The following is a 26,807-nucleotide window of genomic DNA, read 5'->3' as shown; positions in this document are numbered from 1 at the left end:
AGGAGCGCGGGCACGGTCGGCAGTACGTCCCGGAGAGCGGATGGCATGCCTGGCAGGCTCCGACGCTGCAGCAGCGCAAGGAGCGCATGCTGCAGCGGCGGGCGAACGAGGCGGTCAGGAAGCCAAATCCTGCACGTCGCTGAAGGCGTCCCGCAGCTGTGCCGGAACGTCGTCGGCCGTGGTGAGGGTGGTCACGAGTTGGTAGAGCATGTCGCCCTTGCCGTCGGGACTCGTGGACTCGGCCATTTCCTTGATCATGGCCAGGATGTTCGAGCTGTACTTGCCTTCCCGGTGGGCGGTGAAGTCCTCCGCGGTCCAGAGGGTGCCCTGCGGGCGAGGCCAGTGGGTGTTGGCGGCCGCAGCCCACTGCGCATCGGTGAAGAGCTCTTCGAGCTCGTTGTAGCCCTGCCCTTCGCCCACCCAGGTGACCTGGGTGGCGAGGTCGAGGCCGGCCTTGATGAGCCTTTCCTCCCTGAAGTGCTTGTTGGTGCGGCTGTCGGCGTCGACCATCAGCATGACGGTGCGTCGGTTGCGGACCAGGTACCCGGCCAGCAGCAGGGCTCCTTCGTTGTTGCCGCAGGCCCACAGGGCGATGCCGGCCGCTTGGAGGGAAAGTCCCTGGGAGAGGCGGAAGAGCAAGGGAAGGCATTGCTGTTCGGTGGGCCCTTCCACAGCGAGGAAGCAGCGCTCGTGCAGCAGGACGGAGTTGCGCAGTCCCACTGCGGCAGCGATCTGCCCCAGGTGGAAGTCGATGCCGTCATGGGAGTCGTCGGTGAGGCGCTCGACGACGGTTCGGCCGCTGTCGCTCAGGCGGAGATGGACGACGTCGGCGATGTCGACCCCGTCGATGAGGTTCATCGAGTGAGTGGCAACCATCACGCTGACGTGGGGCAGAGCGCACTGCTTGCGGATGATGTCCATGACGGTGCGCTGGTGGCGGTAGTCGAGATGAGTGTCCGGCTCGTCGTAGACGACGATGGTCTGGGTCGGTTCCCCCTCCTCGCCCTGCGCCGTCGCGGTGAGTTCGCTGTGCTCGAGCAGATTGCTGGTCCACTCCCAGACGGCGAGAGCGATACGGCGGTTGCTTCCCTGGCCTGAGCGGGTGAGGTCGACCGGTTCGCCGTCGGCCTTGGAGACTTCCAGCGGTGCGCGCTTGAAGCCGCCTTTGAAGGACACCTCGGGCTTGACCTGTACACCGACGAAGTCGCTGCAGTGCTGCCGGATGTGCTGGCACAGGGAGTCGGCTTCCTTCTCCAGCCGCTGGGTGACCTCCTCTTCGATCTCCCGTACCCTCCCCTGCAGCGTCTCGTCTTCCAGGAGGGTCTCGTAGCAGCTGTTCAGTGCAGTGCGCACGGCATCGTCGGGGCTCTCGTCCTTGCCTCCGAAGAGCAGCAGACGCGGCAGGCGTGCCTGAAGTTCCTTGGGCAGCGGCTTCCACTGGTCCACCTGAGGCGCTGTGGCCGCGTAGGCCTTGACGGACTGGAGGTAGTCCTCCCTCAGCGTTCCGGCCGGGGACAGGCCGAACTCGGTGACAAGCTCGGCGAGTGCGTTCTTCAGCAGACGGTCGGGATCACGCAGTCGGCTGTCGGCTGGCTGGGAGCCGAAGTACTGCAGTGAGGCCGGCTGGCCGCCTTCGGTGATACGACGGATGCGGATGCTCTGGGGCAGTGCGGCAATCGCCCGCTCGTCGGCGTCGAGGTCGAAGTTCCCTTCCACCCAGGTCTCGGCGCAGCGGCCTCCCGCGGCGCCTTCGCCCAGTGCGTAGGTCCGGTCTTCGTCCGTCAGGCGGTGGCGGCCGAGCAGGAAGGACAGTGCGGTGAGGATCGCACTCTTTCCGCCGTCGTTGCGGCCGGCCAGGATCGTCGGACTGCTGACCGGCACATCCTCCACATGGGCCAGGGATCGGAATCCGCACGCGGAGAAACGGGTGAGGTACACGGTCTGGTGCTCCGAATCTCCCTCTCCGGACGGAGGAGGGTGGGACGTGCGAGTCGTTCGCGCGCGGGTGAGGCTGATGGGGTCGCGTTGCGGAGGCCGCCATCCTAGAGGTGGCATGGGCAACGTCAGTACGGTTTAGGTCATTTGACCCATGTGGGTCGGGGTCGGGACGCCTCTTGCCAGACCGGGTACGGCAGGGCGGCCAGAGGTGTCTTCGACGGTCTTCACTGCTGCGGGGACGAGGTCTGGCGCTACCGCGAGGTGCGCGAGTGACGGTGCCTTCGGTGCCTGCGCGGGGCGTGCTGTGCACAGGCTCAATCTGCGCCGGCGCACGCGCAGGGGGCGAGTTGCTGACGCAGATCCACATAGCAGCGAAGCCGTACTCCGGGCTCGCCTGGGTCTCGTGTTGTCTGCTGCGCTGTCGCCGTGGCCCAGCGGCGGGCGAGGAACTGCTGGAAGGTGAAGGTGGTTGCATCGTCGGCGGCCGCCACGTCGAGGACGATGAGTCCCGGTTCTCCCACGTGAGTTTCGCTGATCGTGTTCATGTACGCCATCACGCCCACGCGTTCCGCGCAGTTGCGTAGGGCCATCATCTTCACTCGACCAGGTGTACGCGGTGGTGAAGTGCCCAGGAGAGCGAAGCCGCGGCAGCGGAGGCTGAGGGTGCCACCGTGCACCGTGGTGCCGTCGAGAGGCGCGAGCATGCCGCCTACCGCCAGCACCGCACCTCCGGCGTGAAGCCCCCGAAGATGGCCGCCGGATTCGCCTGCCGTTTCTATGCTCAGTGGTGCATGCAGCGCTGTAGAACCGCTAGCGGCTTGTCTCGAGGTCGTTGAGGACGGCGAGGACCGGGCCCCAGCACATGCCGACGGTGTCGTGGTCGGGTGTGACGCCTCGTTCCTGTTGCTGGCGTAGGTGGACGAAGTTGCGGTAGTCGCGGACGATTTTCATGAAGTCGTGGGCGTCCATCTGGATCCAGCCGCGGGAGCGGGCGGTGTCGAGGAGCAGGGAGAAGCTGGTTCGTTCGGGTGGCACGCGTTTGCCGTTGGGCAGGGCGAAGCCCTGCAGGAGGGTGGGGTCGCGGTGGGTGAGGACGTCCAGGAGCAGTGCTTCGGCGAAGCTGCCGATGCCGATGAGGGTGAGGCCGTAGGCGCCGTGCTGTTCGCAGATCTGGGTTTCGGTGACGCGTTCCATGAGCTGCTGGAGGAAGGCTTCGCTGCTGACGAGGGGGCGTATGCGGGCTTCGAGGTCGTCGGGGACGGTGAAGACGGTGGTGTGGCCGTCGGTGCCGGGTTGGCCCAGGACGGGGCGTCCGGAGACGTAGGTGATGGTGAGCTGTTCGGCGGCGAGATGGGTGTTGAGTGCGGTGCGGACGAGGTCGGCGGAGGCGAGGCCGTCGTCGTATTCGAGCGGGTCGCAGAGGCGGCACAGCAGTCGGCTGACGGCGGCAGGGTCGTCGGTGCTGGTGAGGATGTCGGTGAGCCAGGGGATGCGGGGTGAGCCGTCGTACTCGGCGGACTGGGGCCAGTTGGCGCGTTGGAGGAGCTGGGTGAGCTGGTAGCCGCGGCGTTCGAAGGGGCCGTCGATGTCGACAATGAGGCGGGCGACGCGTTCGAGGGTGAGGGGGTCGAAGGGTTTCACTGCGGGGTCTCCTTGTCTGCGGTGTGCTGGGCGTGTTCGAAGGCGCGGGTGAGGCGTTCGACGATGATGCGGCCGCGTTTTTTGAAGCCCAGTTCGGTCATTGCCTGGGTGATGCGGGTGTCTCGGTCGAGTTGGAATCCGTCGCTCAGCAGCCAGGACGTCAGGGACAGCAGGTGGGTGTCGGAGTAGTCGCCGATGCGGTCCGCTGCCGGCAGGGCGGGGCGTGGGCGGCGTGTGGCGTGTGCCGGTGGCGGGGTTGCCGGCGGGGCGGGCGTGCCGACGGGGGTGGCTGGGGTTTCGTCGGCTTGTCGTATGGCGTCGCGCCAGGTGGCGAGGAGGCGGTCGAGTTCGGTGTGGGGGTGGGCGAACCAGTCGGCGGCCCAGAGGCGGTGGAAGCGCCAGCCGAGTCGTTCCAGGTGTGCCTGGCGCAGACGGTCGCGGTCTCGGGCGCTGGGCGCGCTGTGGTAGCGCTCGCCGTCGGCTTCTACGGCGAGGATCATCTGGCCGGGGCGGTCGGGGTGGCCGAGGGCGAAGTCGATGCGGTAGCCGGACACGCCCCACTGTGGTGTGACGGGGACGTTGGAGGCTTCGAGGGTGGCGAGGACCTGCTGTTCGAGGCCGTTGAGATTCCAGTCGGTGCGTGGTGTTCCGGTGCGGTGGAGGTCTCCTCCGTGCGAGCAGTACTCGAGGAAGGCGCGTAGCAGTTCGGGTCCGCGGTTGCGGGTGCTTTTGAGTTTGGTGGGGTCGAAGTCGTGGTGGGTGAAGGAGCTGACGACTGTCATGGTGTGGCGGGCGCGGGTGATGGCGACGTTCAGGCGGCGCTCTCCGCCCTCGTTGTTGAGCGGGCCGAAGGACATGGAGAGCCGGCCGGTGGCTGCTTTGCCGTAGCCGATGCTGAGGATGATGGCGTCGCGTTCGTCGCCTTGTACTTGTTCGAGGTTTTTGGTGAAGAAGCGGCGTCGTGGTCCGGCGTCGGGGCTGAAGAACTCTTGCAGCTCGGGGCGGTCTTGGAGGGCGTGGCGCAGGGCGAGGGTGATGCGGTCGGCGTGGCGCTGGCCCATGGTGATGACGCCGAGGCTGAGGTGGGGGGTGTGGGTGGCGTGGTCGAGGGCCAGTTCGACGGCGCGTTCGACTTCTTCGGGGACGGAGCCGCTCTGGCCGGGTTGGGCGTGGCCGGTGACCGTCTCCAGGCGGATGGGGCTGGTGAGGGTGGTGCCGGGGAAGGTGACGAGCCGGTCGTCGTAGATGGTGTGGTTGGAGAAGGCGATGAGGCGTTCGTCGCGGCTGCGGTAGTGCCATTTCAGGGTGTGGACGTGGGGCAGTCGGCTGCAGAGCATGTCCAGCAGTGACTCGTAGGCGGCTGGCGGCGCGTCGTCGTTGAAGTCGTCGTCGGTGTGGTCTTGCGTGCCGCTCAGTACGCGCTGGAAGAAGGTCGTGGGGGGCAGTTGGTGGGGGTCTCCGGCGACGATGACCTGTCGTGCGCGCATGATGGAGGTGATCGCGTCGTGTGGCATGACCTGGCTGGCCTCGTCGAAGATGACGACGTCGAACAGGCGTGTAGCGGGCAGGACTCTGCTGACGACGAGGGGGGACATGGCCCAGCAGGGCTTGGCGGCCAGCAGGACGTCGGGGGCTTTGTCGACGAGCTTGCGCAGCGGGAGGTGCCGGGATTTGCGGCGGGCCTGGGTGCGCACCAGGGTGTTCTGGTCGGGGTGGGTGTCGCGGACTTGCCTGAGGCGGGTGGCGACCTCGTAGCGGACCCGTGCGGGGTTGCTGTCGCGGTGGTTGAGGTCGTTGCGGCGGAACTGCTCGACGTCGTGGTCGTGTTCGAGACGGGTGAAGGAGCGAAGGTAGGGAGAGCGCATGCGGGCTTCCTCCAGCACCGACGACCACCACAGGTAGTGGAAGGTGGCCACGGCGGTGTCGGGGTCGGCATCGGTCTCGGCCAGCTCGTCGAGGAGGCCGCCGAGTTCGGCGGCCTCAAGCCGGTCGGTCAACTGGTTGAGTTCGGGCATGCGCAGCAAGGTGTCCCGGTCGCCGTCGAGACGCTGAATGGTTTTGTCTACCTCGTCGGCGGGTGCGCTCTCCCATCCGTTCCAGCGCACGCACAGGGCTATCGCAGCCAGACGGTTGCGCAGGTCGGTGTAGACGGCCAGGGTGCGGGTGAGTCCGGGGACGGTCCAGGGGTTCGTGCCGCTTGTCACGGACAGCGACTGCCAGCGGGTGTTCTGGTCGGCTGCCCGCAGGAGAGCGGCGTGCAGCGCTGGGCGTTCCCGTAGGCCGTCCTTGGCAAGACCGCGCGCCTTGTTCACCTGTTTGCGACGGTTCCACCAGCCGATGTTCCGGTCGTGCTCTTTGCGCCAGGCGCGGCTCGCGGTGGCGGCGATGAGATCGTCCAGTCCCGGCGCGAAGACGGCTGCTTCGAAGCGGGTCAGTGTCCCGGTGACGTCCTGCAGCAGGGTGAGCAGGGCCTGCCACCCCTGGAGGTCGTCGGCCCGGCGCAGGCCTGCGGTGTCCACAAGGTTCTGCAGCGCCTTGCGGGTATCACTCAGTGCCGTGCCGGTGAGCTGGTCGAGGCCGGCCACCACTGTGCGCAGTTCGTCCTCGGTGCGGGCCTGTGTGTGGGACCAGGGGGACTCGCCGCGGCGGACTGTCAGTCCCTTTTTGGCGACGAAAGTCCGCAGGTCCTGCTCGGTCTGGCGGTGGTGCTCGCCGTGAAGGTGGCGCAGCGCGGGGCCGCGCAGACGCAGGCGGGTGTGGTGGGCGGGCGGGCAGCCCATCAGGTGAGTGATCGCCTGGTACGGGCTCACCTGCCAGGGATCCAGCAGCTGGTGGAACTCCTGTACGTGGCGCAGGGCCTCCTCGCGGTAGTGGGCAAGGCTGGTGTGCAGGCCGGCCGGGCGTGGCGGGGCTTGCTGGCCGGCCCGTTCCAGGGCGTCATGCAGTTGCTGGGCGATCTGGCGGCGGCTGAGCTTGATGCCGTGGAGGTCGAAGACCAGGCCGTCCAGGTCGACGGTGGCGAGGCTGTCGGTGACGGCTTCGATCGCGGCGCGTTTCTCGGCGACGAAGAGGACGCGTTTACCCAGGGCCGAGAAGGAGGCGATCAGGTTGGCGATGGTCTGGCTCTTGCCCGTTCCCGGTGGTCCTTCGATCACCAGGTGAGAGCCGGCCAGAGCGGCGCTGATGGCTTTCTGCTGGGAGGCATCCGCGTCGAGGACCAGGTATTCCGAACGGGGCGGGATGTCGTCGGCACTGGCCGGGCCGCGAGAGCCGGTGTCCTGGGCCAGGGCACGGTTTGCTTCCCTGTCACCGGCCAGAGCGGCGACGACCGGGTGGCCGGCGAGCAGATCGGTGGCGGTGCGCAGGTCCTGGACCATGGGGAGCCGGTCGAAGCTGAAGACGCCCGCCACGATGCGCTGTTCCAGTTCAACCGTCAGGTTGCTGCGCACGAGAACGGCTTCCAGGATCACGTACGCGAGACGGATGTGGTCCTCGGGGTCCGCACTCTCCTCCAGTGCCGTGGACACCTTGTCGGCGAGCACGTCCACATCGCCGTCCATGCCGTACTGGCGGCTGAGCGCGTACAGCAGCACAGGGTTGATCTCCGCCTCGCCGGCCGCCTCAAGGACGAAGTCGTTCTCGGACGCGTTGCGCGGCTGAATGGTCAGTGGCTGAAGCAGAAGCGGGGCGCGCAGCGCCGGCACAGGGGTGTGGCCGCGTGTGGGTGGCGGGTCGACGCGCAGCAGACCGAGAGCCAGGTGCCCGGCCTCGATGCCCTGCTCCTCATCCAGCTCCACCATCCGGCGGCGCAGGCCCCGTGCCCGAGTGCAGGCAGGACCGTGGTCGGCAGCTGCAGGAAACAGGCTGCCCAGGCGGGTTTTGCGTCCGGCCAGGAGCGAGGTCAGGGCTTGCGGATGGGCGTCGGTCACATCCAGCGACGCAGTCTTGGTGCCCTTGAAATGCAACAGCGTGTTGTAAGGCCCGAAGTCGACCAAAGCATCGGCCCACTGCTGAGCCTCAGCGGCCACCCTTTCCCGACGAGCGTGCGACTCGGCTTCCACGGGTCATCCCTTCCGAACCGGCTGTTCGAACCCGGCCGCACCCCGCGCCGGAGCCCGCCCAACGTGAGGCGAACAGGTCAACGTACGAAGCCCAGAGCACCCTCAGACAGAGGAGGTTGGAGCGCGGCCGGGGCGTGAAAGAAGCACAGACGGCGCAAGGGGAGCGCCCGGAAGGTGGGGTTCCGTATCCCTGCTATCCGCCGTCTCGGCGATGACGTGCCGTCACTGACACCCACCCACCGACACCAACCCGGCACATCGCACCCAGTTCCGCAGGGGGACCTTGACCCGGACGAGGACCCTCGTCTGCTGTTCGGACTCACGGAGTTGAGCTTCGGTACCCGCAACGGACTGTGGCCGATCGCCAGCACCGACCGAGGCGAGACTCTGTTCCTCATGGCTGCGGACGCCACGTTTTCCGGGATCCTGGTCGAAGACGGCGAAGGCGGCTGGGCACGGTACGACATGAGCTTCGCCGAATGGCTCTGTCGCTACCCCGTCGGGCGAAGACATGGCCGGCCCCAACACCTCAGCCTTCTATCCCGGCCCGGTACAACTGTGCTGCCTTCCGATGACCGCCGACGAACGGCCAGAACCCTGGAACGGACCCGAGCGCGGCATGTAACCCTGCTGGCCACGGCAGTCTCAGACGCCCACGACGTCACCTGGAAAGCCAAACGGGACGACCGCTAAAAGCACCGCACCGTCGTGGAACGGTGCTTCAACCGCTTGAAGCAGTGGCGTGGCATGGGTGAGGTCGACTCGGGGCGCCCCGCCGGTGTCTCCACCAGTGGGTTTCCCTGAGCCGCCTCCCGAACCCGGCGTGCCCGTCTCCGGGCACCGGGCTCTCCACAAGCCCCGTTGGGGTGGTCAGATCCTCATGCCGCAGTGGGCCACGGGCTGGGAATGATTGCTCCCCGGTATCGGTATCTGGTCGTGCTCACCTTTGCCGGGTTGAACAGTTCCGCTTCCTCCGTGGCAGGCCACCAGCCACCGCCGTAATAGCGTCGACGGAGCTGCTTCCAAGTGATCCCGGGATGCTTGCGCCGGATCCATCGCGTCACCCTCATCCACGCGTAGTGGCTGAGGTAACAGAAAGCGACGTTCGACACTCCAGGACGGAAGTACGCGCACCATCCCCGTAACACCGAGTTCAGCCGGTGGAGCAGGGAATCCAGCGACAAGCCGACGTTCTGTCGTCCGGTCAGTTCCTTCACTTTGCCCGTTACGGAACGCACTGACTTCCGTGCCGGATATGTGTAGATGTACTGCCGGTCAGTACCCAGTTTCCGGTGGCGCTGGATGCGCCATCCGAGAAAATCCAGGCCCTCGTCAATGTGCGTGATCTTTGTCTTCTCTGCCGACAGGCGAAGGCCCATCGGCTTCAATGCCTCCGCGACCTCGTCGCGTAATTCATCGGCGTGCTCACGGCGCCCGAAGATAAGCACGAGGAAATCATCCGCATACCGGACCAGCCGGTAATTGGGCAATCCCCGGCGCCGTCTCCTGCGCCGATCCTCGGAGGTGCTGTCAGATCCTCCAAGCCCCTGGGCGATGTGCTCGTCCAGGACCGAAAGCGCGATGTTGGCCAGCAGTGGCGACAGGATCCCGCCCTGCGGGGTCCCGGTGCGTGTGTCCATGAAGGCTCCGTCCCGGGACAGGATCCCGGACTTCAAGAACGCCTTCACCAAAGACAGCACCCGCTTGTCCCCGATTCGATTCCTCACCCGCGCCATGAGAGCCGAGTGCGAGATCTCGTCGAAGCACGCCGTGATGTCGCCCTCCACCACCCACTCATATCCGTGGCTGGCAAGATAGCGAGTCTCGGCGATCGCGTCATGAGCCCGGCGATTCGGGCGGAACCCATAGGAACACGGGAGGAAATCCGCTTCGAACACCGGCTCCAGCACCAGTTTCAAGGACGCCTGGACCACTCGGTCCGCCACGGTCGGAATCCCAAGACGACGGAGCTTTCCGTTCGCCTTGGGGATCATCGGCTCACGCACGGGAACCGGCCGGAAGCTGCGGTCTCTGATCTGAGCCCGCAGCCTGCCGAGAAACGTCTCGACTCCCTGCCCGGCCTCGATGGAGCGGGCGGTCTTCCCGTCCACTCCGGCCGTGCGGGCACCCTTGTTTCCCCGGACACGATCCCACGCCACCAACAGGAAGGCTGGATCGGCCACGAGGTTGATCAGGTCGTCGAACCTGCGATGAGAATGATCAGCAGCCCAACGGTGCAGCTTGGTCTGGATCTCCAGTACCCGGCGTTCGGCCTTCATCAAGGCCCATTTCCAGCTCGTCGGAATTCACCGGCGACGACCTCCTGGCATTCCAGTCTCCTTGCTGCCGACTTGCTGGCCCCCTTCCCCATGTGGCCGGTTCTCCCGGCCTCGGAGTACTACGGAGCCTCCGTCCTGCCCGACGGCCATCAGCCGGCGATGGGCCTGCCCTCCACCAGGGCCGCTGCAAGTTCCCTGATCGTGTGGAGAGTTGGGGTAGTGACCGGCTGGGGTGGATAGCGGTGCAGGCACGGGCTTCGTGATCATCGTGGTGTCTTACGCCCGTTGATCATGAGGTGCCCGTGCCTGCCGCTGTATCTTCTCCCATCCCCGCCGTCCTTGCGAAGCTGGGTCCGCTGGATGCCGACCGGGTCGCTGACGTGCGTCCTTACCTCGATGCGGTGCCGGATCCGCGCTCGCGGCGAGGCCGGTGGTACCCGCTCACGGCGATCTTGCTGGTGTGTGCCTGCGCGATCGTCTCGGGAGCGAGGAGCATCGACGAACTCGCCGAGTGGGGCCAGCGAGCCTCGCACGCACTACTGAGTCCTTCTCGGTAACGTCTCGTGACAGTTCGTGATCTTCGTTCAGCTGGTGCGGCCGTGTTCCATCTGGAGCAGGACGAGGGCGGCGCGGGTGATCCGGGTGATCGCCTTGGGGTCGAGGCTGACCCTGCGCAGAGCCTTGAAAGTCACCTTGAGCAGGGCGTTGGCGCGTTCGGCCACGCCGTGGACGCCTCGGATGGCGGAGTTGAACGCCTTGGCGTCGTCGGTGAGTTCGCCGCCCTTGGGTTTTTTGACCGGGTGGCGGAGGCCGGCCCCGGCGTTCTGGTAGCCGAGGTCGGTCAGGGTGGGGATGTCGAGGGTGTCGGCGAGCCGGTTCAGGGCGGCGATCAGGCCGTGGGCACGGGCGCAGGTGGTGTCGTGCTCGCGGCCGGGCCGGACCGGCGAGACCCAGAGCGGCCAGCCGTCGGGTGCGGGAATGACCTGGACGTTGCCGCCGTGGTGCTTGTGCTTGCCCGACCACCACAGGTCGGCCTTGTTCGGGCCGGGGGCGGTGACGCGATCGGTACGGATGACGGTGCCGTCGAGGTTGAGGTGTGTAAGGCCGGCCGCGGCCGCGCGCTCCAGTGCGGTGGACAGGTCTGGGGCGTGGTCGGCGAGCACGGTCAGCCCTTCGTGGAGGTAGCGGTAGGCCGTCGGGACGGAGATCCGGTTGTCGCGGGCGAGTTGAGTCAGCCGGGTACCGTCCAGGAACCAGCGCAGGATCAACACGCTCTGTTTGAACGGCCCCAGGGCGCGGGTGCCCTTGCGGGTCCCGAGACGCTCGCGGTGTTCGAGCAGCAGCTTCGCGAGGGCCTCAGCAGTGGCCCGGCTGACATCGAGCACGCCGGTGTAGGTGATACTGGTCAACGCGTGAAGCCTCTCGGTACCCGGAACCTGTTCTTCGCAGACCTGTTCCTACCAGGGGCTTCTCGCGTATCTGATGCCGGGTCAAGCCCGTCTGATGTCCCTAGTCAGGAAGATCTCGGATCTGTCGGACGGGCGGCATACTCTGAGCCCCGTCCGCACTATCTGGGAGAGTCATGACAAGTAGGTTCACCGAGTTGGCCGTTGACTGCCACGATCCGGAGAGGCTCGCGGCCTTCTGGTGCGAGGTCCTGGACTTCAAGGTGATCGACCGGAGCGAGGGCAAGGTCGAGATCGGCTCCTGGGTGCCGACCGTCGAGGATGTTCGGGCCCGCCAGATGCCGCCCACCCTGCTGTTCATCCAGGTGCCCGAGGGCAAGACCGTGAAGAACCGGCTTCACCTCGACGTCAGCCCGATCGACGGCAGCACCGAGGACGAGGTGACCAGATTGCTCGGCCTCGGCGCCACCAAGACGGATGTGGGCCAGGGCTCAGACCGAAACTGGGTGGTCATGGCAGACCCCGAGGGCAACGAGTTCGACGTCCTACGCACCCTGGCACCGCAGAACTAGGCCGCGAGCGGGCACCCGCACCCCGTCACACACCGCAACCATCACGTTGCCGAGAAGACCTCAGTGTAGGAAGGCGAGGGGGCCGGAAGCGTGCCGGCTCCGGTCCCCTTCCCCTTCCCCGTCGCCGGCCGCACCCGGAGCCCTGACCAGAGCGGTCAATACGATCACCAGGATCGCACTCATTTGCGTGATCGCCCCCTGTTGTGGCGAACCCTCCTGGCAGGCGTGTCGTCTGCCAGGGTGTGGAGCCATTCAACGCAACGCATCTGGCCAGGCCGGGTCTGATCGTTTTGGACATCGCAGCCGCCGACGACCAGACCGCTCTGACTTTTCAGCAGGCGATCGCCGCCCGGTGGGCGACCGCGACAGCCGAACACACGACGCGGGATGCCGGGCAGCCCGGCGTACGGCTGCGCTGCTACCTGGACCTGCACCAACCACTTGATCTCACCGAAACTCCGCCTATCTGAACTCATCCCCTGAAGCGCTGGCATCCAGGTCTGCGCGGCGATGGGGACAGCCAACTCGCCTTGCCAGCATCGGACAGCGGAACCGGACACTATTTCTCCAGCGGGCCGTACTGGCCAAGCGCTGATCGCGGCGCAGCAAGGCCAGGACAACCACCTGGATCCGTCCGGGCGGTGGGGTTCGCCGCCCAGGGGCGTGTGGTTACCGGGCGAAGGTGACCTTCACCGGCACGTTCGGGCAGTCGGCGGTGCCCTGGGCGAGGGTGTCGCGCTCCGCGTCGTCGACGGCGAGTTGCCAGCGCATCTTGGTGGCGACCCAGTCGGTGAGGTACTGGCAGTGGTATGCCTCGTGCGGGGGCAGCCACTGGGCGGGGTCCTGGTCGGCCTTGGAGCGGTTGCTGCGGGCGCTGACCGCGATCAGGGACCGGTCGTCACCAAGGTCGTTGGCGTAGTCTTCGCGCTCCTTCGCCGTCCAAGAGGAAGCGCCGGAGTCCCAGGCTTCGGCGAGTGGGACCAGGTGGTCGACATCCAGACCGCCCGGGGCGCCGATGTAGACGTTGTCGTAGGAGGAGAACCACTCACCGCCGCTGAGCTTGCAGCCCGCCGCCTGCTCCGGCGCGATGAACGCCTCCGCCTTCAGCACCTCGGCCCGGGTCGAACAGCCGTCCCGGTCGGCATCGGTCCAGTGCCTGAACGCGGTCCGCTGGTACCCAGCCCGCTGCTCCTCCGCGACCGGGAGGACCTGGACGGCATCGTGCAGCGGCATGGCCAGCATGCCGCCCGGCTCACCAAGCGGGCCAGCGGCGTGGGCGGGCGTGACGAGGGCAGCGACAGCAGCGGTCGCGGCAGCGAGAGAGACAAGGATGCGCACGGCAGTCCCTTCGGGAAGATCCGAACTGGTCGTGATCTTCGTAGCGGGACAGCACGCACCTGGCCAGGCGACCGCAGCAGGATTCACTCCTGCGCGCGGAAAGTCGGACCACGGCCAGCCCAACGTGAGGGGAGGCGGTCCCGTGGCGTCTTGCAAGCCACTGCTGCGCACGGTGACTCTCCGGCTGTCCGGGCGGGAAGACCGGAGCGAGCCTCACAGGTGATAGGCCTCCGGGGATGGAGACGTCAAACGCAGACTGACCGCTGACGGCACTGCCTGGAGGGGCAGTTGCCTCAGCTGCGGTCAGCAGGGCGCTGATCTCGGTCAATGTGGAGCTGCGATCACGCCATGACCGGCGGGTCGCCGGATAATCGAACAATTCGTTCGATAAGACTTTCCCCGACCTGGTGTCAGATATGAGGTCTGACACTGCATGAGCTCGGGGGTTCGATCGTATGGATGTGACGTGGTTCAGACGCCGCGCGGTGCAGGCCGTGGCCGTGATGCTGCCGGCAGCCCTGCTGACGGCGGCTCCGTCGGCAGCGGCTGCGGAAGATGCCGACCGGCTACGGGTGGAGACGTATGTGCTGCCCTTCGGGGCGGCGAAACCGTCGCTCGAAGAGCTGCAGAACGGGAACGGCACGGAACGGCTGCGGCAGTTGGCCGCCGCTGCGGAGCCGGAGGCGCAGCTGGCGCAGGAGACGGTCGGCCCTGCCGCTTCCTACGCTTCGCTGTCGACACGAGCGTCCGGCTCGCCTTCGGCGTCGCTGGGAGAGCGTGCGGGGGCAACTGCGGCTGCGGGGCCCCGGGCAACTGCTCCGGATCCGGCGAGGAAGATGAGCTTGGATGAGTGCGCGAAAGGTCTGGGCACCGACAAGAAGTTCTTCGTCAAGTCACGGTTCGCGGTGTGCAATGGGGCTTCGTTCGTCCAGACCTGGTTTCGGAACAACCGCCCTGTGGGCGAGAGCATGTTCAACGTTCGTGTGATCGGCACCGTCGCGCTCAACAGCCGCACGATCAGCTATGCGTACCACTTCAGCGACTTCTTCAAGGGCGGCAGCAACGCCGCCGACGGCCTGTCGATCACGACCAAAGGGAACACCCCGCAGAGCTGGCCTTCTGGCGTGCGCTACACCCGTGGTGGCGACCTGCCGGCAGGGGCGAGGACCTTTGCTCAGCTGAGGGCGCAGGGCACCTTCAAGCAGACGGTTCTTGCCAAGCCGGGTCAGGGCACGGGATCGGCTGACCTCGTCTTCGCCGTCTACGAGCCGTCTGTGAGGTACACCGCGCCGGCGCCCTGGAATCTCAACGGCAACGGCGGCAACCTGTTCATGCTCGCCCCTCGCTGGGATGCGGCCTCGTACCTGGCCAACTCCACCGGAGGCGGGAACCCGGTCAGGAAGGGCGCTGCGACGTTCAGCTACATAACCCCGCTCGCCCTCAGTGCCAAGCCGGGCGCGGAGGAACGGGCAGAGGCCCAGCACATCCGACAGGCATTCCTGGTTCCGCAGGACACCAAGCCGTACATGTCCGCGAAGAAGGTGCCCGGCCAGACGGCCAAGGAACCGCTGCACCGGACCGTCAGCGAATCCCGCAACAAGAAGAACAGAGCAGCGGCGGTCAAGCAGTGCAAGCGCTACTGGGGACCGAACTACACCAGCGGCGGGAAGGAATGTGATGAGTACCCGTTCGCCAGCACCTACGAAGGAGCCGCGGAAGTGGAGTACGACCCGGAGGCCAAGAAGTTCAACTTCTCCGCGAAGCCGATCCCGGGGGATGACAACCAGGCCGGCGGTCTGATCCTGAAGAGCTACTACGCCAAGAACCGCATCATCGACGGATTGAACGACGGCTTCACCGTCAAGATCGTCACCTGACCCGATGCCCCTCCCGGCGGGGGCGGCTCTAAGGACCGCTCCCGCCCTGCCGCATCCGCGTTCTACGCGTCGGCCGGCCAGAACTGCATGAGATAGCGCTCCACACCCGTACCGGTGCCTTCGCCCTCCGAAAGGGCCGCAGCCTCGGCCCGGCCGACGCAGCCGACGCGCACGCGCCAGGAGCCACCCGCGTCAGCCAGCGTGATGACCTCGTCCGTCCGACCCGTGTGCATCGACCACACCGCGACCTGCCCGCTCGTCGACTCAAAATCGGCTTCGGCCTGCTCGTCCCAGTCGCCCGGATCGTTCGCGGGCGGCGCCCCGTCCCACACCTCGACGTCGACCGTGGCGGTGTGGGTGTGCCCACCGCTGGTGATATCCAGACGCCCTGGATGGGTGCCGAGGAAAGCGCGGCGATGAAAGTCGTCGGGGAAGGGGACGGGCAGTTCCGCGTCGTCGGACTCCTGCAGACCAAAGGCGTGGTACCCCACGAACGCGCTCACGCGCTGCCGCCGGACAAGCTGCGCCACAACAACCCCTTCAACTGAAGACAGTGCCTTCACCAGGATGCTAGATCCCGACCTGCAAAAGCACACAACACAGCGAATCAGCCGCAGACGACCAGGCGATACATGAGAAGTTGGCGAAGAGCCTACGCAGGAATCGGCGCACAAACATCGAAGCGGACGCTTCGCGGGCGGCAGCTTCGTGCGCGCAGGTCACTCGCCGATACATGTCTGTCGGGCGTCCCTGTCAGCATCTATTCAGCCAGCGGGCCCTTTCCAACCTCGTGCGCAGGTCGGGCAGTTGGCCCGATGAACGGCTGACGCCTCTGGCAGATGGGTTTTCGACCAAGAGAACCGTCTCCACCAGAGGCTTCGCATGCTTGTCAACCCGTCCGGCATCGACGTGTCCAGCTCTGCCCTCCACTTTCTCGCCGCCCGCTTGAGGGAGCACCGCCGTGTTCTCGGCACCCGGTGGCGGCGCCTCAATGCGGGCCGGCAGTCCCTGCTCGCCCTCGCCCCCTCCGCAACGGCCAGCCCTATGCCCAGCTCGCGGCCGGTTTCGGGATCGGCACACGACCGTCTACCACCGGGTCCACGGTGGCCCCGGGTGCCGGGCAGGTGCCGCCGCAGTCCTCGCCAGCCAAGGCGTTGACCAGGACGACGAGCAGCACCACCCGAGCCCGAGGACGTGGACGGTGAACGCGACGATCATGCTGGATCGGCGGTCAGAGTACGGGGTCACGGCATGGCCTTCCACGGGAGGGATCAGGCCGCAGAGCGTGGGGGCGGCACCGCCTTACGTCGCGCCCCAGCACGTCTGCGCAGGTCACGCGCCGCTTACAGTCGAGGCATGAGCACCATAGGGCGTGGCAGAACAGCCCGAAGGGGCCCGGGTCAGGGCGTGGGCGGCAGCGAGGGCTGCGGCATGGCCGCCTCAACGATGGCCGTTGCTGCTACCGGAGTGAACTTGCGCTGCACGATCAGTATGCGCGTCAAAGCCGAGCGGAGGAGACTTTCGAACTCGTCCGCGGTTGGCACGTGTAGTTGCGGGACGGGGTGCCCGGTAAGAGCGTGGCGGCGGGTCATTGCCTCGCTGCACGCCACAAGTGCGTTGAGTGCGACGGGTTGCAGCGTTTGTGCCGTCTCTGGGCCCACTCCGGCGGCAAGTAGGGTTTCGGCGGTCAGTTCGATGACCGCCTGGGGCATGCTCTCTGGCTGCACCCGTGCAGTTACTCCTTGGACCGCGAAGCAAATCCAGGATCCGAGTTCGTCTGGGGCGCTGTCCCCTACCTTCTCGGCGATGTCCCTCCACAGGGGTACGGCCCCTTGGGTGGTCCAGAGGTTTGGTCTGCTGAACATGACCGCTGCGGGGGCCGGCTTCCACTGGTGTTCAGCGGCTGTCTCCGCAATGAGGTCGCCAGTGACGGGCAGGTCCACCACATGGGAGGCAAGCAGGGTCCGGATGTCATCGGCGAGACGCTCATCGTTGAACTCAGAGTAGCCGCGTTCGCTGAGGACGTGGAGAAGAGCGACGGTGCCGAAGGTCGGGATACCCGCTTGGATGAGCAGGTCGCGCAGGATCGCGTCGTCGCACCATAGGGCGGCGCCGATGTCCAAGGCGTGCTGCGCTGCGGAGAGCCAGGCGGCGTCCGTCTCGTGGGGGACGTTGGGCAGGCTCAGCCGATGGCGGATCTCGGTGAGGTCAGGTACGTCGACAGGCTGGAGGGTCGGAATGACACGGGAGAGGGCGGCGGCCAGCCGTCGGGCTTCCTGCCGGTCCTGTTCGGTGTACTCGGTCAGAAAGACGCGGCCACCCCATACACCGAGCAGGCCGGATGCACGCAGTGTCTCGTGCAGGAGGTAGCGGGTGTTCATGACGTCGTCGCAGACGGCAATCGGGGTAGGGGTGGAAGCGAAGGCGGCTCGCATCTGGTCGAGCCGGCCCGGCAGGAATGCGGTGAGGGCCAGGACGCTCACGTCGAGGACGGCAGTGTCTTCCAGCGCGCGGCGCACGGCTTCGATCTCGGCGGTTATGTGTGTAGCGTTGAGGCTGCACGCCGGGAAGAATCCCGCGGCACGCTGGAGAAGCACCAAGGCGACGGGGCGCCGCACGGCCCACGCGAGCATGCCCGTGGTGAGCGCGCCGACGCGCACCGAGTCGACTGCGGCTTCCACCAGCGCTTCGTTGGGCCCGAGACTCTTCTCGACAAGCTGGACGAGACCCTGCGCGCCGCCGGGGACTGAGGTGAGTGCAGTGGTCTGAGGCAGATCAGCCAGCAGGCTTCGCAGTCGCTCCCCGAGAGGTTCGGGAAGTACCAGGCAGTGCGGTGCCTCGTGGTCCTCGGTTGTGCCAGTGTCAGTGGGGGCGGACGTGTTCCGTGGCGGTTCGCCTGTGGCGGTGAGTATGCCGCCCAGGAGAGCCCCGGACAACTCGAGGTCCTCGGACCGGTAGCGCTCCGCCAGGTCGAGCGCGGTTGCCGCCAGAGTGACGGTCCAACCAGACCAGCTAGTAAGCGCGAGCCAAGCTCGGACGTCGTCTGAGTTGCGCACTTGGGGAGCGAATCGGACGAGTGTGTCGCGCGCTCTTTCCAGATTTCGGTTCCTGAGCTGGGCGTGGATCGCCGCCCAGGCGAACGGCAGCGCCGCTTGCGGAACCGTTCCAGCGGCGCCCTCTGCCGAGGTGACGTGTTCGATGCCGAGGTGTTCGGCCAGTCCGACTAGAGCATGGTCTTCCATGTCGCTCCAGTCCGCGCGGTCGTAAGCCCACTGGACGACCATGCGGCGCAGCTGCCCGCGCATGCCGGCCGGCAGGAATGGACGGCCCAGCAGGGTCAGAGCCCTAATGCGGGCCTGTTCCCTCTGCCCGGAGCGGTCCCACAAGTCGACGGCGAGTGCTCTGAGATACGTCTCGCCAAAGCGTCTTCCGGCTCGTTCGGCGGCTTCCGCAGCCAGCATCAACTCGTCCTGCCGTTCGTACTGGTCGACGAGCTTCATCGCGGCGACAACGCTGTTGCTTTCCCATTCACGTAGCCGTCGGATCGCGGCGGCGCTCTCACCGCGAGCGGCGTCGGATGCGGCCCAGCGTGTCTGGTAGAGGGCTTCCGTGATGGCGCCTTGTTCGCGGAGGTGGTCGAGGTGGGGCACCGGCCAGACGCCGAGGTTGGCGAGGGCGAACGCGGCGGTTGCGCGCTGATCGTCGGTGGTGGCACCCGTCGTCGCCGCTTCCCACGCCGCGATGCAGCTTTCGCGATCTGCAGTGGGGTCCGCTTCGCATGCGTACGCCTGGAGTTGGAGTTTCTCACCGTCGCCGGTAAGCCTGGCGGCAAGGGTCGTCGCGAGATCCGCCTGGCCCGTCATGTAAGCCAGACGTACCGCTTCGATGAGGAGTGTCTGGCTGGAGGTCTCCGGTCCCTGCGCGTCTCCTATGGGCTCTGCGATCACAGTATGGATGGCTGCGGTGATGTCACCGGCTATCATCCGGGCTTCGAGGAGGATGGCGGCCGCGTGGTGGCTGGGGCCCCTCCAGCGACGGTATTCGGCGCGCGCGGCTTGGGCCAGGCGTTGTGCTCGGCCGGTGTCGAAGAAGGCTTGCCGCGGGGCGCCAACTGCGCTGCGACGCAACAGGCACTGTGCGAGATCGAGTTGTAGTGCCGGCTCGCCCGGGTCCAGCCGCAGCGACTTTTCGAGTAGGTCCTCGCCTTCGTCGTGTCGGTCGGCTGCGAAGTGGCAGTGTGCCGCGAATCGCAGGATGTTGACGTCTTTTGTGGCGGCAGGTTCCTCGGTTGCCAGTGCTCGCCGAATAGCGTCGGGCAGATGTGCAGGGTGTTGGCCTTCGGCATCCAGGAGGGCCCGGGCAGCTGCCACGAGCAGGGTGCTTCCGTCTGTTTCCACGGCAGCATCCGCGAGTTGGCGCGCGTGCTCGGCACTGTGGGTGGTGGCCATGAACGCTGCTAGGGCGAGGATCCGCCCCCGGTCGCTGGGGGAAGCGTCGGCGGCACGCTCCAGTGCTCTGACGGCCAGCATGCCCAGTTGATGGTCGCTGGCGTAGGCCGCGATGGACTTCCAGGCGCCCTCTTCGTGCTCGGTGTCGAGGTCGTTCAGCCAGGCGGGCGGGACGGCGAGTAGTTCACCGACGGCGTTTTTGGGGTCATCAGCGTCGGCGAGGAACACGGCTAGCGGCAGAGCGTGGGCGTGACCGGCCTGATGGCTTTTCAGGAGCTGGGTGCGGGCATTTCCGGGGAGACGGTCCGTGGCGTTACTGAAGGGATCCGTGTCTTGCTGTCGGCGAGCCGGGCGGGCGAGGGCCTCGGCGTTGACTTCGTCGATCTGCTGCTCGGCGGGAACAAAGACCTTGTAGTTCCTACCCGTGGACACCAGGGTGTCGGCGTTGACGTGCTGCCAGTAGACGCGTTCGCTTCGCGGGTCGAACAGCAGCAGGGTGACCGGCAGGGAATGGTTCGTCCAGTACGCCGCGTGGTCGGCGTCGCAGGGATACCACCATCCCCCGTCAGCCGCGGCCGCGAACTGGCTCTGCCCGGACTTGATCTGCACAGCCAGCAGGCGTCCGGTCGCGCCGCCGGTGGATTGGGCGCTCATGCTGGCGCCGGATACGACCTCAAGGTGCGCATCGATCCCGACGTCGCTGGTCTCCTGCTCGCGGAACAGCCAGCCCAGCCGAGTTGTGATGAGGTAGCCGGCCATGGTGACGCCGGCCCGGTCGACGAGATGGGTGGGGCGCACTGTCGTCAAGGGTCTCGCACTCTCCTGACCATGCCTGCGGCTGCACTGGTAGTGCTTCCGGTTCGGAGCCTAGGGGCTGCCACTGACAGTCAGGAGCTTCAGGCGTCGGCCTGGGCTGCTCGCGCCTGGCTCACGGGCACCCTGCCCCGTCAGCGGCAGCGTCCAGGGGCATCATCGACGCGCCCCGGCTGTCGCTGTCGGCCAGGAAGGGCCTCGCCCCCGGGCCATGCCTGTGATCGGCCTTGACGAACTGCTCGTGATCCTTTTCCGGCGGCAGGGCATCCTCAGCGGCTGCGCCTTCCAGGCCCGGCGCGCGGATCAAGCGAGGGGCGCTCGCGCGCCCGTGGGCGCGCCGGAGTGAGCTCCATCTGATTTTTCACGAGCCGGAGTACGGCGTATCAGAAAGCGTCCAGACGGAATTGATCGACTTCGTTCACGCATGGCCACTATTCGACGTCGACTGGGCGCATTAGAGCAGGGTCGTGCTTCCCGGAGTCTTTTCGCACATCGATGCGGCCAGATCTTCCGTTATTGCCTCACTCTGTTGGCCCTGGAATCCGCGGGCGCGCTAAGGTCACGCCGAGGTAGGGGCCCTGGCCCAGAGGATGGCACCAACAGACCAGGACCCCATGCACTTTGATCAGCCGTCAATTCAGAGGAGAAAGATGACCGACCGCAATGTCGTCCGGGGCACCGTGATGTCCGGGACGCGTCTGGACGGTAGCAATGCCGACCGGAATTACGCACGCCTGCGTGCCTTCGCTGTCACGGCCAGCTTTGCCCCTGCCGTGGTGCTGGCTTTGTCCTTTGTCCTGCCGTCCGTCGAGCAATGGCCCGCGGCCGCGTGCGTGGCATTCACCGCGGTAGCGGCTGCAGCAGCCCGCACGTCGCGGATCGAGTTCCTCTGGGCGCGACTGGACTGACACCGGCCCTCCGGGTGGCCGGTCGGCGTACGTCGCCGCCGGCCACCCGGTGCTGGCACATCGGTTCCTGGGCGAACGTTGCCCGGGTCTTGAGGGACAGAGGAAAAGGATAAGAACGTGAGGACTGATCCGTCTCGGCCGGAGCAGTGTCCGGTGTGTGATGACCCGATCGTGCAGCACAACGGAGCGGGTCGGCGTCGACGCTACTGCAGCCCTGCCTGCCGGCGACGGGCTCAGCGCAGCCGGCAAGCGCGGACGGCCCCGGCAGGGGCCGTGCAGGGACTTCTGGGCGGGGCGGTAGCGGCCGAGGTCCGTCGGCTGGCGCAGCAGTTGCAGGCCAGCGAGATGCGCCAGGAGGAACTCGGCACGCTCCTGGAGAGAGCCGAGGCGGTCCGCAGGGAGCTGGAAATCTACACCGCGGCTGCGGTGCAGGATGCCCGGCACCGGGGTGAGAAATGGGAAGCGGTGGCCAGGGCCGCACACGTCGCTCCAGAGACTGCGCGGGCCCGGTGGGGGCCCGAGAGGGTGGCCCGGATGATGGACCTTCACGCCAATGAGAAGCGGGCCGCCCCTGCCCGGTGGCGTGGCCCTCAGCAGGTCCGAATCGCCGATGCGCAGGACGAGGCAGTGGGCGATCCGGTTACTGAAGCGGTCCCCGCAAACCAGCTGGCGTCTGCGCTGACGCAGCTGCAGGTGGCCAGCGGCCTGACGATCCGGGAAGTGGCCGACTCCACGATGCTCTCCCCGTCGTTCATCTCTCGTGTCCTGTCGGGAGACCGTCTGCCTACCTGGGACCTGACGTGTTCTCTGGCGACCCTGTTCGGTTGCGACCCGGCCGAGCTGCGCGTGCTGTTCGAGGCAGCGCACGGTACGACGGCGCACGGCCGCCAACCCGTCGCTGCTGCCATCGGCCAGTTGCATGCCGCTGTGCGGGGACTCTACCTGGCTGCCAAGTCGCCCAGCGCGGAGCGGATCGAGCGTCTCAGCTCGAAGGCGGTGAGCGCGCTCACGGCTCGCCGTGTCCTGGCAGGCATTGACGTCCCCGAGTGGGAGGTACTTTCCGCCCTTGTGTGCGCGCTCGGAGGACGCCCCTTCGATTTCAAGCCGTTGTGGGAAGCAGTGCACTACACCTTTCTGATGTGCGACGACCCTCGCACTCCGGAGGGCACGGCGCACATCGCCGTTCCGGAAGAGGAGCAGTGAACGGACACCGCCCGCCCTTCCGCTCCAGGGAGTCCGCGCCTGCTGTCGTCCCCGTGCGGCAGCAGGCATGCGTCCGCAGACCGCAGACGCGGGTCACGCGCGCGGCTCTGGCGGCTTTTACGGCCTTCCGCGAACGTCATTACGAGCCATACCTGCAGTACGCCGCATTGCGGATCGGTCGGCGCGGAGAGGCAGAGCCGATCGTCACAGCGGTGTTCACCGAACTGGCAGTGTCCTGGACAGTGATCCTGGGAGGCGCTGACCCCGCTGCCGTCGCCTGGCGCATGCTGCACGACCACGTCGACCGTGCGGTGGGGTGCGGGGGGACTGCGGCGTCGGCCGGGCAGATGAAGCAAGCGCTGCACAAGGATGCGCACTTCCTGCACGAGCAGATGCACCTGAGCCGAGAGCGTATTGCCGAGGTTCTCGGAATACGTCTGGTGGACCTGCTCAGTCTGCCACCTCGGTCCCCCTAGAGGTGCACTTTTCGTTCGATGCCCCGTTGCCTGTGCAGTGTGTAGCTACACTCCGTGACATATGGCGCACGCTGTCCGGGCGTGCGGGGGCTGGAGGGACCGCGCGTGAGCTTGCCGTACGGGGTGGACGTAACGATTCCGAGCGTGGCCCGTATGTACGACAGTCTCCTGGGCGGTCAGGACAACTACCCGGCAGACCGCGCGGCCTGCGATGAGCTGCTCAGACACGTGCCCAGCATGCGCGAACTCGCACTCAACAACCGGGAGTTCTTGCGGCGCGTGGTGCACGTCCTGGCGGCCGAGTACGGCATCCGGCAGTTCATCGACCACGGTTCAGGGCTGCCCACGCAGGACAACGTCCACGAGGTGGCCCAGCGAGTAGATCCGTCGAGCCGGGTGGTGTACGTCGACAACGATCCCATCGTCCGTGCCATCGGTGGCGTGCTGCTGGCGAGCAATGAGAACACCGCCGTGCTGCAAACGGACATGAGGGAGACCGGCGAAATCTTCTCCAGCGAACCGGTGCGTCGACTCATCGACTTCGACGAGCCGGTGGCAGCGCTGTTCGTGTCGGTACTGCACTGCATCCCCGACAGCGACCGGCCCGCGGAACTGGTAGCGCAGGTCGCCGACCGGCTGCCGGCCGGGAGCATGATGGTGGTGTGCCAGCTCGTCAGTGATTCCGCCCATGTGCGTGACTTCGTCAGCCGCTTCATGGACGAGCAGACCCAGGGCCATTGGGGGCGGGTGCGGGAGAGGCGGGACGTGGCCGGCTTCTGCGCGCCTTTGGATGTGATCGAGCCGGGTCTGGTGGAGGTCTCCGCATGGCGGTCCCGCCCAAACGACGTGCCTGTTCAGCCCAGTTGGGAGTGGGAGGAGTACGGCGGGGTGGGCTTCGTCACGCGCTGAGCCCGTGCACTACTTGCGGCCACTCCCAGGCATTCACCGCCGCCAGAAGGCCAGCGCCTGCTCCAGCAGGGCCGGCGTTTGCTCGGCGGGGTTCGCCACTCCGCACAGGTTGTTCAGGATTGCCTGGTAGCGCTCGGACTCCGAGGGCTTCTCCCGGTACAGGGCACCTTCGTACTGCTCGAGGTAAACCATGTCGGGCAGGTACTCCGGGGTGAAGAACCGCATATGGACAACCGGGTGCCCGATGGCCCCGGCGGCACCCACCGTCAGCGGCGCGATCTGCAGATAGAGGTGGTAGGGCAGTTCCTCCAGCAGCGCAAGCAGATGCTCGATCTGCCGGTACATCACCCCCGGCGTGCCGACCTGGCGGCGGAAGACCTCAGAGTCCATCACGGCCAGCAGAATCGGCGGGGATTCCGCGCGGCGAAACATCTCGATGCGCTGCGTCCTCAGGACCACGCGTTCGGCGATCTCCCCAGCCGGCTTGGTCGGATGGACCGCGCGGATCACGGTCTCGGCATACTCCTCGGTCTGCAGCCAGCCCGGCACGAGTTGCGGTTCGTAGGAGATGATGCGACGAGCAGCCGGTTCCACGGCCAGCAGCGGCCGCAGGCCCTGCGGCGCCGCATTGGCGTAGGGCTGCCACACCTCCGGCTTCGCCGCTTCCCGGACCAGGTCGGCAATCCTGGTACGCTCCAGCGGATCTTTCACCCCGTAGGCATCGAGGAGCGTTTCGACCTCGGCGCTTTTGAAGGCCGTCCGTCCGTTCTCCATCCGGCTGATCGTTGCTTCGGAGGCGTGGATGCACCGGGCGGCCTGCCGGGGCGCGATCCCCGCATGGTCACGGCAGCGGCGCAGGTGCCCGGCCAGCGCCTTGCGGTGTGCTGCAGGGCCCCATTCCGGGCGGTGCGGGAATCCGAGGATCGACGGCGCCTGACGGTCGGCTGCCATACGGGCACTCCAATTGGGCTCTTGAGAAGCCTGAGTATGGCAGCCGGAACTCGGTCATGTCAGCAGATGGCCATGCTTCAACTCTCGGTCACGAGAGAGTGAAGTCGAACTCGCCGTCCTTGACGCCCCCGAGGAAGGCCGCAATCTCTTCGCGCGTGTAGACGAGGACGGGCCCGTCGGGGAACCGGGAATTGCGAATCGCCACCTCCCCTCCGGAAAGACGTGCCACTTCCACGCAGTTTCCGCTCCCTCCACTGCGGCGGCTCTTACACCAGCGCACCGCTTCGATCACGCCTGTGCTGGCACTGCTTTCCACTCGCTGCATACCTCACCGTGCCCCTCCGAGTCGTGCCCGACATCAGCCAACGATGTCGTCGGTGCTGATAGCCGGACGACTGTCTGTGCGAATATCTGAGCTCTGCAATTGCAGAGCCGCGCTTGCAGGAACGAGGAGCGGGCCGGAATAGTGACGGGTCACGACGGCACGTCGTGCCACGGCACGGCACCAGTTCCGGGGGACGGACGATGACGCCACGGTGCAAGGATTCAATCCAGCCACAGTCCACGTCTGCCGCGCGCGATGAGCGAAGACGGCGCCTGCTGTTCCTCGGTGAGCCCCTAGCCTCGACGCCCAACCTGGCCGTCCGATCGGGGCTGGGCAGCACGCCCTTTTCTGCCCGCAAGATCCCGGTCGCCTCGGACCACTGTTGCTACATCGCGCGGCAGTTCACTCGGCAGACCGTACGTCGCTGGAATCTGCACAGCATCTGCGACGACGCGGTCCAGATCGCCTCCGAGCTCGTCGCCAACGCAGTCCGCCACGGCCGGCCTGACACGGTGCCGGAGGACAGTCTCCAAACTGGGGTGTGGCTGGCTCTCGCCCTGCGCCCGCGCACCTTACTGTGCGTCGTGCGCGATCCCAGCCAACTCCGTCCCAGGCTCACTGCTCCTTCGCCTATGGCCGAAGGTCACCTAGGACTGCCCATCGTGAATGCCCTCAGCCACACGTGGGGATGGACCACTGACTCCCAAGCGCGCGGGAAGTCCGTCTGGGCACGCGTGACACTGCCGGCCGCATAAGCGCGCGGAAGGGGCGAGCCCGTCCACGCTGTAGCGACATCGTGCTTACCGCCTACGGACCACATGCGGGGTTGGTCCAAGCACCGCTTTGAGTTGGTCATGTTTCCGTAGTCCGCCGTCACGACCGAGGGCGCCTCCTCTCCCCCGCCGCGCGCCCCTGGGGCACGTCCTCCGGCAGCGCTCGGCTACTCGTAACGCCAACGAGCCTGCCTGAGGGCGGTGCGGCCAACCGCACGCTAGAGATGTCGTCGGGTGCGGTTCCTCTGAAGGGAAGGGGTGAGCTGGAAGAGCACTGAGCGGGGCTGCGTTCGGGGCCGTTCGTCTCTACCGTGGTCGTGGAGGAGGGGTGGCGGATGGGCTCGCTGTTCGAGGAGTTGGAAGCGCGCGAGGCAGCTGCCCGGGTTCGGGTGGAGGGGTTGGAAGCCGAACTTGCCGAGCTGTCCGGGAAGCTGGAGATGGCCAGGGAGGGGCTGGAGCGGTTGCGGATCGCGCGGGAGACGGTCGCAGAGGTGCTTGCGGAGATGAGTCCGGAGAGGTCGGTGGCGGCCGTCGATGCCGGACAGGCGCCTGTGGATGAGCTGATGGCGTCGGCGTATGCAGGGGCCGAGCGGCAGGTCATCGGGGTCCTGACGGTGCCGAACTGGCAGCCCGGGATGGGGCCGGAGATCTTGTCACAGATGTATCGGGACATCGTGGAGGTGGTGGCGGACGCGCCGGGGCCGGTCCGCGCCAAGCAGGTCGTGCCGAGGATCGGGCTGCCGGCCGAGACCGGGAAGATCGAGGGTACGAGGGCGAAGCTGAAGCGGCTGGTGGAACGGGGCTGGCTGGACGAGGACACCCCGGGCATGTTCACTCCGGCCCGTCGCCGCGGGACCATTTCGCCCAACTCCCATTAACAGCAGGGCTC

21 protein-coding genes and 1 pseudogene are annotated in these 26,807 nt (G+C 66.8%); 11 read left to right on the top strand and 11 right to left on the bottom strand.

What is annotated here, in order from left to right; genetic code table 11:
• Positions 1-114: 114 nt before the first annotated feature.
• From ACWCPM_RS24095 to ltrA, 5 genes are all read right to left on the bottom strand, one after another.
• Entirely contained in the window at positions 115-1,938 is a 1,824-nt protein-coding gene (locus tag ACWCPM_RS24095; RefSeq protein WP_450978313.1) for an ATP-dependent nuclease, read from the bottom strand.
• Positions 1,939-2,252: 314 nt separating this feature from the next.
• The gene (locus tag ACWCPM_RS24090) at positions 2,253-2,531 is read right to left on the bottom strand and encodes a DUF6207 family protein (protein WP_450978322.1); all 279 of its coding nucleotides are present in this window, start codon (positions 2,529-2,531) and stop codon (positions 2,253-2,255) included.
• 217 nt (positions 2,532-2,748) lie between these two features.
• Positions 2,749-3,579, bottom strand: coding sequence for a hypothetical protein (locus ACWCPM_RS24085; protein WP_450978312.1), 831 nt, complete (start codon positions 3,577-3,579; stop codon positions 2,749-2,751).
• Entirely contained in the window at positions 3,576-7,607 is a 4,032-nt protein-coding gene (locus tag ACWCPM_RS24080; protein WP_450978311.1) for an AAA domain-containing protein, read from the bottom strand. Before ACWCPM_RS24080 ends, ACWCPM_RS24085 begins: the two co-directional genes overlap by 4 nt.
• Positions 7,608-8,518: 911 nt before the next feature.
• Positions 8,519-9,919, bottom strand: a complete 1,401-nt coding sequence (ltrA, locus tag ACWCPM_RS24075) for a group II intron reverse transcriptase/maturase (protein ID WP_450978310.1) — start codon at positions 9,917-9,919, stop codon at positions 8,519-8,521.
• Between the two features lie 296 nt (positions 9,920-10,215).
• Here ltrA and ACWCPM_RS24070 point away from each other — a divergent pair, with 296 nt between their 5' ends.
• On the top strand, positions 10,216-10,476 hold the full coding sequence (locus ACWCPM_RS24070; RefSeq protein WP_450978309.1) for a transposase family protein: 261 nt from the start codon (positions 10,216-10,218) through the stop codon (positions 10,474-10,476).
• A 27-nt stretch (positions 10,477-10,503) separates the two neighbouring features.
• Here ACWCPM_RS24070 and ACWCPM_RS24065 read toward each other — a convergent pair whose 3' ends face one another.
• Positions 10,504-11,328 (bottom strand): HARBI1 family protein, encoded by an 825-nt coding sequence (locus ACWCPM_RS24065; protein WP_450978308.1) that lies wholly within the window; start codon positions 11,326-11,328, stop codon positions 10,504-10,506.
• Between the two features lie 173 nt (positions 11,329-11,501).
• On the opposite strand from ACWCPM_RS24065, the gene ACWCPM_RS24060 reads away from it, so the two are divergent.
• Both ACWCPM_RS24060 and ACWCPM_RS24055 read left to right on the top strand, forming a co-directional pair.
• Positions 11,502-11,897 (top strand): VOC family protein, encoded by a 396-nt coding sequence (locus ACWCPM_RS24060; protein ID WP_266360597.1) that lies wholly within the window; start codon positions 11,502-11,504, stop codon positions 11,895-11,897.
• A gap of 242 nt (positions 11,898-12,139) precedes the next feature.
• Positions 12,140-12,367 carry a DUF6207 family protein gene (locus ACWCPM_RS24055; RefSeq protein WP_450978307.1) on the top strand — a complete coding sequence of 76 codons (228 nt, stop codon included), beginning with the start codon at positions 12,140-12,142 and terminating at the stop codon, positions 12,365-12,367.
• Between the two features lie 199 nt (positions 12,368-12,566).
• On the opposite strand, the gene ACWCPM_RS24050 is transcribed toward ACWCPM_RS24055, so the two are convergent.
• A complete protein-coding gene (locus tag ACWCPM_RS24050; RefSeq protein WP_450978306.1) occupies positions 12,567-13,235 on the bottom strand; it encodes an HNH endonuclease family protein in 669 nt (222 codons plus the stop codon).
• Positions 13,236-13,696: 461 nt separating this feature from the next.
• Between ACWCPM_RS24050 and ACWCPM_RS24045 the strand changes: the two genes are divergently transcribed.
• Entirely contained in the window at positions 13,697-15,112 is a 1,416-nt protein-coding gene (locus ACWCPM_RS24045) for a NucA/NucB deoxyribonuclease domain-containing protein (protein ID WP_450978305.1), read from the top strand.
• A gap of 62 nt (positions 15,113-15,174) precedes the next feature.
• Here ACWCPM_RS24045 and ACWCPM_RS24040 read toward each other — a convergent pair whose 3' ends face one another.
• Complete coding sequence (locus tag ACWCPM_RS24040) at positions 15,175-15,642, bottom strand: hypothetical protein (protein ID WP_450978304.1); 468 nt, start codon at positions 15,640-15,642, stop codon at positions 15,175-15,177.
• A gap of 352 nt (positions 15,643-15,994) precedes the next feature.
• Here ACWCPM_RS24040 and ACWCPM_RS24035 point away from each other — a divergent pair.
• Positions 15,995-16,191, top strand: a pseudogene (locus ACWCPM_RS24035) (IS5/IS1182 family transposase); the annotation flags it as partial.
• 321 nt (positions 16,192-16,512) lie between these two features.
• Here the strand turns inward: ACWCPM_RS24035 and ACWCPM_RS24030 are convergent.
• Positions 16,513-20,358, bottom strand: coding sequence for a DUF4365 domain-containing protein (locus ACWCPM_RS24030; RefSeq protein ID WP_450978321.1), 3,846 nt, complete (start codon positions 20,356-20,358; stop codon positions 16,513-16,515).
• 665 nt (positions 20,359-21,023) lie between these two features.
• Between ACWCPM_RS24030 and ACWCPM_RS24025 the strand changes: the two genes are divergently transcribed.
• The 4 genes from ACWCPM_RS24025 (at position 21,024) to ACWCPM_RS24010 (ending at position 23,869) form a co-directional block, all read left to right on the top strand.
• Entirely contained in the window at positions 21,024-21,281 is a 258-nt protein-coding gene (locus ACWCPM_RS24025; protein WP_450978303.1) for a hypothetical protein, read from the top strand.
• Between the two features lie 273 nt (positions 21,282-21,554).
• Positions 21,555-22,484, top strand: coding sequence for a helix-turn-helix domain-containing protein (locus ACWCPM_RS24020; protein WP_450978302.1), 930 nt, complete (start codon positions 21,555-21,557; stop codon positions 22,482-22,484).
• Positions 22,485-22,537: 53 nt separating this feature from the next.
• Positions 22,538-22,960, top strand: coding sequence for a hypothetical protein (locus tag ACWCPM_RS24015; protein WP_450978301.1), 423 nt, complete (start codon positions 22,538-22,540; stop codon positions 22,958-22,960).
• A gap of 90 nt (positions 22,961-23,050) precedes the next feature.
• Entirely contained in the window at positions 23,051-23,869 is an 819-nt protein-coding gene (locus tag ACWCPM_RS24010; RefSeq protein ID WP_450978320.1) for an SAM-dependent methyltransferase, read from the top strand.
• A 33-nt stretch (positions 23,870-23,902) separates the two neighbouring features.
• Here ACWCPM_RS24010 and ACWCPM_RS24005 read toward each other — a convergent pair whose 3' ends face one another.
• Both ACWCPM_RS24005 and ACWCPM_RS24000 read right to left on the bottom strand, forming a co-directional pair.
• Positions 23,903-24,820, bottom strand: coding sequence for a helix-turn-helix domain-containing protein (locus ACWCPM_RS24005; RefSeq protein WP_450978300.1), 918 nt, complete (start codon positions 24,818-24,820; stop codon positions 23,903-23,905).
• 88 nt (positions 24,821-24,908) lie between these two features.
• On the bottom strand, positions 24,909-25,145 hold the full coding sequence (locus ACWCPM_RS24000; protein WP_450978299.1) for a DUF397 domain-containing protein: 237 nt from the start codon (positions 25,143-25,145) through the stop codon (positions 24,909-24,911).
• A 200-nt stretch (positions 25,146-25,345) separates the two neighbouring features.
• Here ACWCPM_RS24000 and ACWCPM_RS23995 point away from each other — a divergent pair, with 200 nt between their 5' ends.
• Together ACWCPM_RS23995 and ACWCPM_RS23990 are read left to right on the top strand one after the other, a co-directional pair.
• A complete protein-coding gene (locus ACWCPM_RS23995; protein ID WP_450978298.1) occupies positions 25,346-25,900 on the top strand; it encodes an ATP-binding protein in 555 nt (184 codons plus the stop codon).
• Positions 25,901-26,253: 353 nt separating this feature from the next.
• On the top strand, positions 26,254-26,796 hold the full coding sequence (locus ACWCPM_RS23990) for a hypothetical protein (protein ID WP_450978297.1): 543 nt from the start codon (positions 26,254-26,256) through the stop codon (positions 26,794-26,796).
• Positions 26,797-26,807: the final 11 nt, after the last annotated feature.

The sequence above is a fragment of the Streptomyces sp. NPDC002309 genome, from assembly GCF_053593375.1.
Note: the sequence above shows the minus strand (reverse complement) of the source record. Positions and strands in the feature narration are given on the sequence as shown.